Genomic DNA, 12727 nt, shown 5'->3' with positions numbered 1-12727 from the left:
TCTGATTGTGGATGGGGAATGTTTGTCAATTTCTTGGCGTATAAGTTAGAGCGCAAAGGTGCAAAGCTTATCGAAATTGATAGATGGTTTCCTAGCTCTAAACTCTGTTCCAACTGTTATCATCAAGTCTCTGAAATGCCGTTAGATGTTAGGGAATGGACTTGCCCTAATTGCGGCACGAAACATGATAGAGACGGGAACGCATCAACCAACATAAGAGCAGAGGGAATCAGAATTTTACAAACGGATGGAACAGCCGTTTCTGCTAATGGAGGGGAGGTAAGTCCAAAGGGCGGTCGCAAGTCCGTTCTTTGGCACTCCCCTATGAAGTTAGAAGCCCCAACTATACCGTAGGTTAGTTGGGGTAGTTCACTTAGATAAATTTAGGTTTGTTGTACCCACTTGAGTGGGTAGAGCGCTGAAGCGCAACAAGGTACCTAATTGTAGCGCTCAAGCGCAACAACGTACCTAATTTTGGTTGAATTGAATGGAGATTTTGGGTGTCATGGAAAAGGGTGTTCCGGGTGGGGAAAAACTGCCGGAAATGGGTGCAGTGTAGTTGGGAAAGGCGCTGGCAACTAAGGGGATGTGTCGATCGCTAACTGCTAACCCATGCGTCGGATCGTAACCTCGCCAACCTGCTCCCGGCAAGTAAACTTCTACCCAAGCGTGTAAATCTCTTTCTTTTTGATCTAAGTCTCCTTCTTGATAACCACTCACAAATCTTGCCGCTAAACCAACAGCACGACAAACTTCCATAAATAATACCGCAAAGTCTCGACAAGAACCGGATTTTCCTTTCCAAGTAATTCCTGCTGGTAAAGGGTCGCCTGTTTCGCGAATTAAATATTGACAAGTTTCGTAAATTTGTTGATTCAATTTATTTAAAAACGTAGTAGTTTGATGGGAACTAGCAACTAAAATTTCTTGTGCTAATTGGGTTGCTACTGGGTCTATATTTCCCGGATATTGTGTTTGCAAGTAAGGGGAAAGTTGCGCTAATAGCGATGCTGAATAATCAATTGGCAACTTTAAAGCGTCAGGTTCTAAAAGGTAATCAAAGGGATTTTTTCGGAAAGTTTCTACCTCACAACTAACTTCTATTTTCAAAAATTCTGTGGGTTCGTTAAACCAAGCTTGCAATACCACATTGCCTTCCAAATCATTATTATAGCAAGTTCCTGTTGGTTTTGGGTCAATTTCTAAGGAAAATTGATGTACTTTTTGTCCCGCATCATTTCGGGGAATTAATTTAATTGTGTGCGGGGTTAAAGTGACAGCTTGCTGATATTTGTAAGTGGTAGTATGGGCAATGTGGTAAAGCATCCTATCCTGATTCTATTTAAAATTGTTGTTGTAATTCTGCACTGCGAAACTTGGGTTCGGAACTCCTTTCATTAATTGGTTTTAGGGCGAAGAAGGTTTCAAAAATATCGTTGCCTACGCCATAAATTTGTTGCAATAAGTGAGTGAGATATTCATGTAATCCGCTTTGAATTATATCTTCAATAGTCACATAATCTAATTCAGAACGCAAACGACCTAAAGAACGTTCAGCGGCATTTGTCCAATTACCTGAAGAAATTCCTGTGATTTCGTAAAGCGATCGCTCTCCATGAATTATACAAAACCGGATCGATCGGGGAAACTCCCGGTCTAAAATTAAAAAATCTGCAATCCCAAAGGGCGTAATTCGATGTTGTCCACGTTTCCGATACATCTCATAAGCACTCGCAGATCTCAGCAATGCCATCCACTGCAATTCATCCAAAGTACTACCTACATCTTTCACCGAAGGTAGTAACACAAAGTATTTTACATCCAAAATTCGCGCCGTCTTATCTGCACGTTCTAAAAATCTCCCAATTCTGCCAAAATGCCACCCTTCATTGTGACTCATCGTAGCATCAGTCACCCCGGCAAATAAATGGCTAGCCATTTTTACTTCCGAAAAAAACTTCTCAGCATCAAAGCTTTCTTGCTGATGATAAGCATCTTGCACCATGAAGTAAAAAGAGTTGACTTGTTCCCACATTTCCGAAGAAATAATCTCTCGAATTGAACGAGCATTTTCTCTAGCTGCTCGTAAACAAGAAAGAATAGAATTAGGATATTCGCTATCAAATGTGAGAAACTGAATTACACTTTCTGCTGTAGCTTTGCCATATTTTTCTTGAAATTTCGGCAAGTCTCCAGTTATGGTAATTAATGGTTCCCACTGTTGGGTTATACCTGTGGAAGAATCCAAAATCAATTTTAAATTCACATCAATGAATCGGGCAATATTTTCTGCCCTTTCCACATAACGATTTAACCAGTAAATAGCATCAGCAACACGACTTAACATAGTTTGGTATTTGGTAATTGGGACTGGGGATTCGGGTACTGGGTACTGGGGACTGGGGATTGGGTACTGGGGACAAGGGGAATTTAATTCACTCAAAACTCTCCCAACTCTCTCCCTAACTTAAAATTCAAAACTCAAAACTCAAAACTAATTAACAGAGTACCCAAGTATCTTTACTTCCGCCACCTTGGGAGGAGTTAACTACTAAAGATCCTTTTTTCAAAGCGACTCTAGTTAAACCACCGGGATGAACATAGATGTCTTTGCCATATAAAATGTAGGGGCGTAAATCTACGTGACATCCGTTAAAGTCTCGGTCTACAATTGTGGGAACTCTTGATAAGCAAATGGTGGGTTGGGCGATGTAATTTCGGGGGTTTGCTTTGATTTTTTCGGCGAATTCTTGTCTTTGTTCTAGGGTGGATTGAGTGCCGACTAACATTCCGTAACCGCCTGATTCGTTAGCTGCTTTGACGACTAAACTTTCTAGATTCGCTAATACATGATTGAGGTCTTTTTCGCGCCAACAAAGATAGGTGGGAACGTTTTGTAAAATGGGTTCTTCTTGGAGGTAATAACGAATCATTTCTGGGACATAAGCATAGATAACTTTATCATCAGCTACTCCGGTTCCTAGTGCATTGGCGATCGCCACTCTCCCCGCACGATAAACTTCCATTAATCCCGGTACACCTAAAGTAGAATCTCGCCGGAAAGTTAAGGGATCGATAAAGTCATCATCGATGCGTCGATACACCACATCAACTCTTTTTAAACCCTTAGTAGTTCGCATTTGTAAATAACCATCAACGACTACTAAATCCCTTCCTTCCACCAATTCCACACCCATTTGTTGCGCCAAAAAAGAATGCTCAAAATAAGCAGAATTGTAAGTTCCCGGAGTTAACACAACTACCGTTGGATTTGGCAAAGTTTCCGGGGCTAAATTCAACAGAGTATCTAACAAATGACTAGGGTAATCATCCACAGGTCTAATTCCCATTGTCTCGAAAACTTGGGGAAAAGCAGACTTCATTACCCGCCGATTTTCCAAAACATAAGAAATTCCCGAAGGACAACGCAAATTATCTTCTAAAACGTACCATTGTCCATCTTTATCTCTGACTAAATCTGTGCCAGTAATATGACACCAAATTCCCCCAGGCGGTTTTAATCCAATACAAGGTTTCAGCAATCCTTTGGAAGTGGTAATTACTTCAGCAGGAATTACTCCATCACCAATAATTTTTTGCGCGTCGTAAACATCAGCAATAAAGCAATTGAGTGCATAAATCCGTTGCTTCAATCCCGCTTCTAAAAATTGCCATTCCTTAGCGGAAACAATCCGAGGAATTACATCAAAAGGAAAAATCCTTTCCGTACCTTGATTATCACTATAGACATTAAATGTAGCTCCCAATTTAAACAAAGCTTGCTGTGCTACTTCTTGTCTTCGTAAAATCTCATCTGGTGGCAAAGAATTAATCCTTTCTATTAACGGAATCACCTCCGGGCGTGGTTGGTTTTTGGCAATAAATAATTCATCGTAAAAATCCCCTGGTTCGTAATGCTCAAAATTCATAATCTATTCAGTAGTTTGTTGTTAATTTTTAACTGTCCCCGCCTAAAAAGCGTCCTTTTCTTCCCAGTACCCAGTCGTAGGGGCGATTCATGAATCGCCCCTACCCCAGTCCCCTAATATATTGTTGCTGGTTTGCACCACAATTAGTATACAGTAATACATTTTTCTCAGGTAAATGTAACATTTTGCTACTTAATGACTGACCATTTCAGCTTAAGGTCAGAAACGCCAAGATTAGATTATGTTAAAAATGTCTTAGCTTTCTCTAACTGTTGTACCTTGCTGCTTTGGCAATTTAAGGATTTTTCGGAATGACACTGACGCAAGTTTGGGGTGTGCTGTTAATTTTCGTCCTTTGTCCCTTGTTGGGGGGAGTACCCCTAATTGCTTGGATTACTTATGCACTCACTGGACGAAACTTGGCGAGACTAGGGACGGGAAATGTTGGCGTACAAGCAGCTTTTTATCACGGGGGAACTGTTGTTGGCGTTTTGGCGGTGACATCGGAAGCATTTAAGGGAATTATCGCTGTTTTGTTGGCGCGGGTTTTCTTTTCGCCGCAGTCGGAATGGGAGATAATTGCAATAATAGCTTTGGTGTTGGGGCGCTACTGGATTGGTAGAGGTGCGGGAACAACTAATGTAGTTTGGGGTTTTGTTGTTCACGATCCAATAGTTGCTTTGTTAGTCTTTGTGATTGGGGGAATTAGTTTTACTATTATTCGGGAAAGACAGGCGGGAAAACTGAGCATTTTAGTGTTGTTACCCCTGATTGTAATTTTGTTATATCCCCAGGATTATGAGCGAATTATATCTACGATCGCACTTGCTGTATTCATGGGTTGGATTTATCAGAACATACCTGACGATTTAGACCTTCCGACTTCGGAAGTTAGACCTGATTCTCAAAAAGTGTTTCGCTTTTTCCGAGGGGACAGATCGATGATTTCTTTAAACCAAAAACTGAATCCGGCAAAAGTTGGACAAAAAGCTGCCACTTTATCACAATTAAAACGCTGGGGTTATGCGGTTCCTGATGGTTGGGTGTTATTACCAGGAGACGATCCTGAAGTAATAGTTGATTCGCTGCAACCTTCTTTAGAAAAACCTTTGGTTGTGCGTTCTTCTGCTATTGGTGAAGATTCGGAAACTGCTTCGGCGGCAGGACAATATGAGACGATTTTAAATGTTAGCGATCGCACCTCTCTCAGACAAGCAATTATTAGTTGTCAAACTTCTTACGATCGACCAAGCGCAGCGCAATATCGCTTAGACCGAAATTTGCCGGAAGCAGCAATGGCGGTGTTAATTCAAAAACAAGTGCGCGGCGCTTTTTCGGGTGTTGCTTTTAGTCGCGATCCGATCGCGCGATCAGGTAATGATATTATCATCGAAGCTTTACCGGGCGGTGCTTCTCAAGTAGTTTCAGGACAAGTTACCCCAGAACAATATCGCGTCACAATTAGCGATTTAGCAACTGCACAAAACTCGGATTTATCATCGATTCCCGTCCAAGGAGAGGGAGACGTTCCATTAGGATTAATTCGCCAAGTGGCAATTTTAGCTAGAGAATTAGAGAATCGTTATCACGGAATTCCCCAAGATATTGAATGGAGTTACGATGGCGATCGCTTATGGCTCTTACAATCTCGTCCAATTACTACTTTAGCGCCAATTTGGACAAGGAAAATTGCCGCGGAAGTAATTCCCGGATTAATTCGCCCCTTAACTTGGTCGATTAATCGTCCCCTAACTTGTGGCGTTTGGGGTGAAATTTTTACCATAGTTTTGGGCAAAAGATCTCAAGGATTAGACTTTAACGAAACTGCGACTCTGCACTATTCCCGCGCTTACTTTAACGCTTCACTTTTAGGGCTGATTTTTCTCAGAATGGGATTACCGCCTGAAAGTTTGGAGTTTCTGACTAGAGGGGCGAAATTTAGCAAACCGCCTTTAATTTCCACTTTGCGAAATGTGCCAGGTTTACTCAAATTATGGCAAAGGGAAAGAGCTTTGGAGGTGGATTTTGCGCTGGACGATCGCCAACACTTCACCCCTGGTTTAACTAGGTTGAAAAATCCCGAAACTTCCTCTGACTCGCAAGCTTTGTTAAACCGGATAGATTTCATTTTGGCATTACAACGCAAAGCTACTTATTATAGTATCCTTGCGCCTTTAAGTTTCGCCCTCAGAAAAGCAATTTTTCGGGTAACAGATGCCGAATTAAATGCCGGAAAAACGCCGGAAGTTGCTTCTTTACGAACTTTGACTGCACTCGCTGCGATCGCCAGAAAATTACTAATTAATCAAGGCATTAACCCGGAAGAAACTGCCAATATACTCGCCATTTTACCAACAACTGAAGCCGGGAAAGGAGTTTTACAAGAATTTGAGCAAATCTTAGAAAGATATGGTTATTTAAGTGATGTCGCTACAGATATTGCTGTTCCGACTTGGAAAGAAGAACCGAATCATGTCAGAGAAATTTTCGCTCAATTTATTGTTAATCCACCGCCAGCAGTAAGTTTACCAAAAAATCAAAATTGGCAAGGGAAATTAGTGCAACGTCGGTTAAATTTAAAAGGCAGAGTTACGGAAATATACAGTCAATTGTTAGCCGAATTAAGATGGTCTTTCCTAGAATTAGAAAAAATTTGGCTCTCATCAGGTTTACTTAAAGAATCAGGTGATATATTTTTCTTAGAATTGTCTGAAATTGAGCGGATTATTAATGATAAAGACCAAGAGTTAATCAATCAAGTAACTCAGTTGATTGAAAAAAGGCGATCGCAATTGTCCCAACATCAACAATTAGAAACGACACCCTTTGTAGTGTACGGAAATGCACCAGCTATGACGATCCTCAAAACTGCTTCCTTACTACCAACAGAACTTTTACAAGGAATAGGTGCCAGCGCCGGACAAGCAGAAGGAAGAGTCAAAGTGCTGCGAAATTTGCAATCTGTACCCGAAATTAATCGTGAAACTATCCTCGTTGTGCCCTATACTGACTCTGGTTGGGCACCACTTTTAGCTAGAGCGGGTGGACTAATTGCCGAAGTAGGAGGACGTTTATCTCATGGTGCGATCGTCGCTCGTGAATATGGTATCCCAGCAATCATGGATGTTCAAGATGCGACTCGTCTATTAAAAGATGGTCAGCTAGTGCGAATTGACGGTCAACTCGGAACTGTGGAAATCTTATAATTTAGGTTTGTCATTTGTAATTAATCATGGCTAACGATAACATATCTTTGCAAGAAACTCAGCCAATAGTTTCAGTAAATGAGTCAAAAACGGAAACCGAATTAACGGTAAAAGACCCTAATATTTTAAAGCAAGCATTATTAGAAAAAGTCAAAAGTCTAATGAGTGTTCGCGGGGAAATTGCTTTACCCTGTGTGCCAACAATGTTAGATGAATACTTACAATTAGTGAATAATTTACTAAAAACATTAGGGCAGAATTTAACTGGAGAAAATTATGACAATTTAAAACAATTAATCGTTAAAGGGTTAGTAGAAGGATATAAACTTTCGCCCCACGCACGTTTATTAGTGACCTTTTTACCTGCGGAAGAAGCTAAAGGTTTGGCAAGTGGCATTACAATTAATACCAAAGTTTTAGTTGAATCAGTTGCCGATAAGTATCAAAAATGGCCGGAAATTCGCCAAGAACCTTTATTTGGGAGTCATCCTGATGCTAAAGTAATAGCAATTGCTGCCCAAATAGGTGATCCAAAAACTACGACTATTTTAGATATTGGTGCGGGAACAGGTCGCAATACTATTCCATTAGCAAAGTTAGGTCATCCCGTAGATGCGATCGAACTTACACCCGCATTTGTGGAAAAATTAACCGCAGAAGTAAACAACCAAAACTTGCCAGTAAAAGTGTTTCAAGGAGATATCTTAGAACCACTTTTAAGAATGAAGGTAGCACATTATAAATTAGCGATCGCCTCCGAAGTATTATCCCACTTTCGTTACACCGATCAAGTCCGTTTATTCCTCGCCAAAATGTGCGACACTTTACGCAGCGGTGGGCTACTTTTATTCAGCGCCTTTTTAGCAGTTGATGATTATGAACCTGATAACTTTGTTCGAGAAATGTCCGAAGTTTCCTGGTCTTATATGATCACCAGAAAAGAACTAAAAGCAGCAATGGAAGACTTACCATTAGAGCTTATTTCCGATGAATCAGTAATAGAATACGAACAAAAACATTTACCTCCAGAAGCATGGCCCCCAACTACTTGGTATGTCAATTGGGCAATGGGACGCGATTTATTTCCTATTAGTAAAAACCCGCCAATGGAACTACGTTGGATACTTTTAAAAAGAATTTGAGGGATGGTAGAAATGTAGTAAAAATAAAAAACTACTAACTCTTACTCAGTTTTTCATAACACAACAGGACGAAATTAATTCAGAGAAAATATCCTGACGATTCAGATTCGGCAATGAAAAGGTACAAAACAGAGTTGCAGGTATTTTTCAATTGAGATTATGACCAATACACCACCCTCATCGCCATCTTCCTGGGATAGGATCAGAAACTTTTTTAGCCAAAGTAGGCCATTAATTTTGGCTGGCACAGTCGGCGGCCTCATGGTTAGTTTTATAGGAATTACAGTCGATTTAGCTACGTTTTGGAGCTTAGTCTATCCTAAAACTGACCCTAGTAAGTATAAAGAAGGGTGGGTAATCGTCAAAATTAAGGGATGGTCTGAAACATCCTATGACCAAGCCGAAAAATTGGAGGGACCTGGATGGTTCTTGGGAAGATTCTTTGCCCAGAGATTACGGGGAACATCACGACTAACCCCTATGATTTATACAGATTACAAACCCAAGGAAGCTATTATAAATGGTGGATCAAGTGAGGCAGATGATGTTAGTGTCCTTATCAATGTAGACTATGAAGGTGAAGTAAGAGGATGGGCTAATAAAGCAAATAAAAGAAACTCTCAAACATTGCACGCACGTCTCATTCAGGCTTATTCATCACAAGAGCCAGTTTGTATTTTTGTTTATGGAATACGAAATAATCGGACATCAGAATTCTTAAACATTTTACAATTTCAGGAGATCCGAAAAGATTTTGTTAATCAATACAATGCTCTGGCAAAGAACGATGATGCCACAACTGATCGTCAGAGTCAATTAGCCAACTTAGCACTTCGGGCTTGTGGTTCACCAACTCTTTATAGGTAGACAAAAAAGGTTGGGGGGCGACAAGAACCCTCTTGTTTCTTAGCTCGCCTTTCAACACAGATGCTCTTTAGATCCCCGACTTCTTGAAGAAGTCGGGGATCTGGTAGCGATTAAAATAACAAAAAAATCACCGTTTTTCAGGTGATTTTAATTTAATGCAAGAAGGTTTGATTGACTTGGCAAACTTTCTAGATAGATTTTCTATGGGGTGTAATTAGGATTGTAATTAGCATTGTAATTACGAGGACTGCGAGCACCTACAGCTGCTCCACCCATTGATGCTAGTAAACCTAACAATGAACCAAATAGAAATGACCAACCAGCTTTAGCCGCATTACCTGCAATTTCACGAGCTTGTTGAGCAGTTACTCCTGGTGGTTGATTAGGAACTCTGCCAGTTATCCGTGCTTGGTTAATTACTTCGCCAGCGTTAGAAGCAGCAATTCCAAAAGTACCTGCTACTCCATTTGCTATTAGCCAAGAACCAATTGCTAGGGTGGCAGCCCAAAGAATTGCTCCGTTTAAAAGGGCTGTATTTCGATTCATTGGGCCACTAACACGGGCTGCCATCCAACCACCTAAAAATAAGCCAATTAATAAACTAATAATTGACCAAATACCAACGCCAACTCCCACATCGCCTGCATTCGTTCTAGGAGCACCGGAGTTAGCTATACTGCTCAAACCAATCGCTGCACCCAAAGAGCTTAAGACTAATTGAGTTGCTAAGGCAATTAAAATACCTGCAATTATTGGGCCCCATCTGACGCGATCGTGATAATCAACTACTCGATTTGTTACCACAGGCTCCACAACATCAGGTCGATTTCCATAAGCCATAATTTATTCCTCCCTTCATTCCTTTGGATAGAGTTTTAAGCCAGAAAGTATCAGCTAATTTAATTACACTTTAGGCTCATCAATGCTAAAGAATATCTATCAGGGGTAGGAATTGGCTACTCTGTCGAAAGAAGTAGGAAAAAAGCCATAGATTTTCAGGAGCTTGTTAATAGTAATTAACAATACTATTTATCAAACTCCTGAGAATTTAAAAATTTAATTGTGAAGAATTATTCAGCAAACAGGTAAAGTTTATCGCAGTTTAACGGCAGTACCGATCGCTGTAATCAGCAGCAGCGCACCTCTTTGATCGACATTAATTGTACCTGTATCCACTTCCACACCGATCACCCCATTAGCGCCCATACTTTGAGCACGTCTTTGCAGTTCTGCGATCGCCTCCCGCTGTCCTTTCTCAAAAACCTGCTCATAACTGCCAGTACGTCCACCTACAATATCCCGAATTCCCGCAAAAAAATCACGCAAAGCATTAGTGCCATAAACAACTTCAGCTGTTACTATCCCCAAGTAAGCATCAATCTGAGCGCCTTGAATCACATCAGTTGTAGTAATAATCATTCCTCTACCTCTCTAAAAAAAATGATACAATAAAGCGTTTTGGTAGTTGCAATAACTAAAATTAACTCCCTTTCCAGGGTATCAAAATTGCACAATTTCTGGTTCAATATCCCAAAGTGATATCAATACTCTCGCAATGGCAGAATCCCAGGAAAAATCTACAATGCAAAAGCAAAAGCAGAAATACTTGATGGTTAGTCTCTTGCTATTGGGAGGATTAGCAGTAACGACACCGCAATTAGCTTCTTCAAATGAAAACCCCCCAGTTCCAGACAACCAAACTTCCGCAAATAGCGAAGTGGAACGACTGTTGCGTGAAGCCCAGATGTTGCAAAGGACAGGGTTTGTCGATCGCGCATTAGCCACATACCAACAAGCCGCTAAATTAGATGACAGAAATCCCCGCATTTATGCGGCAATGGGATTTATTAATGCGCGAAGGGGAAATTTAAGAGAAGCGATCGATCATTATCGCAAAGCAATTTCCTTAGATAACAAAAACCCAGAATTACACTCAGCACTCGGATTTTGTCTGGGTAATTTAGGCGACAACAAAGGTGCAGCCGAAGCTTACCGACGCGCCACTGAAATAGACAAAAATAATGTCAATGCTTATGTAGGATTAGCTACTGTGTTGTTCCGTAAAGGTGATTTACCAGGAGCAACAGCCGCTTATCAACAAGTTATTGCTCTCGATCCTCGAAATTGGCAAGCTTACAAATTAATGGGAGCAATGCTAACAGAGCAAAATCGTTTACCAGAAGCAATGGAAATTTTACAGCGAGGTATTGCCTACGCCCCAACTAATCCTGATTTACAACTAAAATTAGGGTCTGTTTTGTTTAAAGGAGGCAATCAAAGCGGGGGAATAGCAGCATTACAACGAGCAACTCAACTAGCCAAACGTGACCCTAACCTTCATTTAGAAATAGCTGATGTTTTCCGCGCCAATAATCAATGGACTCCAGCTTTACTTGCTTATCGGCGAGTATTAGCAATTCAACCTAGATCCGTAGCAGCACTTTCTGGAGTGGGAGAGATTTACTTACAACAAAATAAACTTCCCCAAGCCATTACTATTTATCGGCGCGTCATCACTTTAGACAAACAAAATGCCAATGCTTATTACAATTTAGGCGTAGCTTTCACCAGACAAAGAAAAGTTAAACCAGCACTCACATTTTTTAACCAAGCCCGCAGTCTCTATTTAAGCCAAGGCAACAACGAAAAAGCCCAACAAGTTGAAACTGCAATTAGGCAGTTACAACCGTGAGGAGGCAGAGGGGCAGGGGGGCAGGGGGGCAGGGGAGCAGGGGGGCAGGGGAGCAGGGGAGCAGGGGAGCAGGGGAGCAGGGGAGCAGGGGAGATAACTTAAAATTCAGAACTTTCTCCCTCACTCAAAACTCAAAACTCAAAACTCAAAACTTTCCCAGTCCCTAGCCCCCAGTCCCGTGCCTTTGGTGCAAAATGTATTCTGCGATCGCTAAATCTACAGGTGTGGTCACCTTCAAATTTGTCTCTTCTCCCTGGACAATTCTTACAGGCAAACGGCACTTTTCAAATAAAGCCGCATCATCGGTAACTTCCCAACCTGATTTAAGTCCAGTTTCGTGACATTGTTTTAACAATTGAACTTCAAAACCTTGGGGAGTTTGGGCTGCCCAGAGGTTGCTGCGATCGGGAGTATCTTTAATTAAACCAGCTTGATCCACAACTTTAATCGTATCCTTCACGGGCACAGCAGCAATCAACCCCTGACATTTTTGTAAAGCTTGAGCGCATCTGTCCAACAAATCAGGCGTGGCTAAACATCTCGCGCCATCGTGAATTAATACATGACGGGCATTTGGGGGTAAGGCTTGTAAACCGTTGTAAACTGACTCTTGGCGGGTTTTTCCGCCTTGGATAAACTGCACTGGCTTACTCAAGCCCATTTCTGCGACAATAGCCTTTAAATCGGGCAAATCTTCCAATTGGCACATTATCCCAATCCAGTTAATGTGGCGAGAAGCACAGGCGGCTTGCAGAGTCCAAAAGATTAACGGTTTGCCTAACAACGTCAACAGGAGTTTGTTTCGACTACTCCCCATACGACGACCCATTCCGGCTGCTGGAATCAATAAATGCACTGCTTTCTCGATTTTTGCTCTACTTTTTACTATCT

11 protein-coding genes are annotated in these 12727 nt (G+C 41.3%); 5 read left to right on the top strand and 6 right to left on the bottom strand.

The genetic code is table 11. The features are described from left to right. Nucleotides 1-354: RNA-guided endonuclease InsQ/TnpB family protein (locus tag ACE1CC_RS23285; RefSeq protein WP_413272820.1), on the top strand; the 354-nt coding region annotated here is incomplete at its 5' end. 114 nt (nt 355-468) lie between these two features. On the opposite strand, the gene ACE1CC_RS23280 is transcribed toward ACE1CC_RS23285, so the two are convergent. The 3 genes from ACE1CC_RS23280 to ACE1CC_RS23270 all read right to left on the bottom strand — a co-directional run bounded on the left by ACE1CC_RS23280 (nt 469) and on the right by ACE1CC_RS23270 (nt 3929). Further along, a complete protein-coding gene (locus ACE1CC_RS23280) occupies nt 469-1326 on the bottom strand; it encodes a transglutaminase family protein (RefSeq protein WP_413272819.1) in 858 nt (285 codons plus the stop codon). A gap of 16 nt (nt 1327-1342) precedes the next feature. Then, nucleotides 1343-2347 carry an alpha-E domain-containing protein gene (locus ACE1CC_RS23275; protein WP_413272818.1) on the bottom strand — a complete coding sequence of 335 codons (1005 nt, stop codon included), beginning with the start codon at nt 2345-2347 and terminating at the stop codon, nt 1343-1345. A 151-nt stretch (nt 2348-2498) separates the two neighbouring features. After that, nucleotides 2499-3929, bottom strand: coding sequence for a circularly permuted type 2 ATP-grasp protein (locus ACE1CC_RS23270; protein WP_413272817.1), 1431 nt, complete (start codon nt 3927-3929; stop codon nt 2499-2501). A gap of 311 nt (nt 3930-4240) precedes the next feature. On the opposite strand from ACE1CC_RS23270, the gene ACE1CC_RS23265 reads away from it, so the two are divergent. The 3 genes from ACE1CC_RS23265 to ACE1CC_RS23255 all read left to right on the top strand — a co-directional run bounded on the left by ACE1CC_RS23265 (nt 4241) and on the right by ACE1CC_RS23255 (nt 9144). Next, nucleotides 4241-7135, top strand: coding sequence for a glycerol-3-phosphate acyltransferase (locus ACE1CC_RS23265; protein WP_413272816.1), 2895 nt, complete (start codon nt 4241-4243; stop codon nt 7133-7135). A 26-nt stretch (nt 7136-7161) separates the two neighbouring features. After that, on the top strand, nt 7162-8277 hold the full coding sequence (locus tag ACE1CC_RS23260; protein ID WP_413272815.1) for a class I SAM-dependent methyltransferase: 1116 nt from the start codon (nt 7162-7164) through the stop codon (nt 8275-8277). Between the two features lie 159 nt (nt 8278-8436). Continuing rightward, nucleotides 8437-9144: a hypothetical protein gene (locus ACE1CC_RS23255; protein ID WP_413272814.1), complete on the top strand. Its 708-nt coding sequence runs from the start codon at nt 8437-8439 to the stop codon at nt 9142-9144. Nucleotides 9145-9345: 201 nt separating this feature from the next. Here the strand turns inward: ACE1CC_RS23255 and ACE1CC_RS23250 are convergent, their stop codons facing one another. Further along, entirely contained in the window at nt 9346-9984 is a 639-nt protein-coding gene (locus ACE1CC_RS23250; protein ID WP_413272813.1) for a hypothetical protein, read from the bottom strand. A 252-nt stretch (nt 9985-10236) separates the two neighbouring features. After that, entirely contained in the window at nt 10237-10563 is a 327-nt protein-coding gene (locus ACE1CC_RS23245) for a YbjQ family protein (RefSeq protein ID WP_413272812.1), read from the bottom strand. Between the two features lie 136 nt (nt 10564-10699). Here ACE1CC_RS23245 and ACE1CC_RS23240 point away from each other — a divergent pair, with 136 nt between their 5' ends. Beyond that, entirely contained in the window at nt 10700-11836 is a 1137-nt protein-coding gene (locus ACE1CC_RS23240; RefSeq protein ID WP_413272811.1) for a tetratricopeptide repeat protein, read from the top strand. A 163-nt stretch (nt 11837-11999) separates the two neighbouring features. Here ACE1CC_RS23240 and ispD read toward each other — a convergent pair whose 3' ends face one another. Beyond that, complete coding sequence (gene ispD / locus ACE1CC_RS23235) at nt 12000-12692, bottom strand: 2-C-methyl-D-erythritol 4-phosphate cytidylyltransferase (protein ID WP_413272810.1); 693 nt, start codon at nt 12690-12692, stop codon at nt 12000-12002. Nucleotides 12693-12727 lie beyond the last annotated feature (35 nt).

The sequence above is a fragment of the Floridaenema aerugineum BLCC-F46 genome, from assembly GCF_041929345.1.
Taxonomy (GTDB): domain Bacteria; phylum Cyanobacteriota; class Cyanobacteriia; order Cyanobacteriales; family Aerosakkonemataceae; genus Floridanema; species Floridanema aerugineum.
Note: the sequence above shows the minus strand (reverse complement) of the source record. Positions and strands in the feature narration are given on the sequence as shown.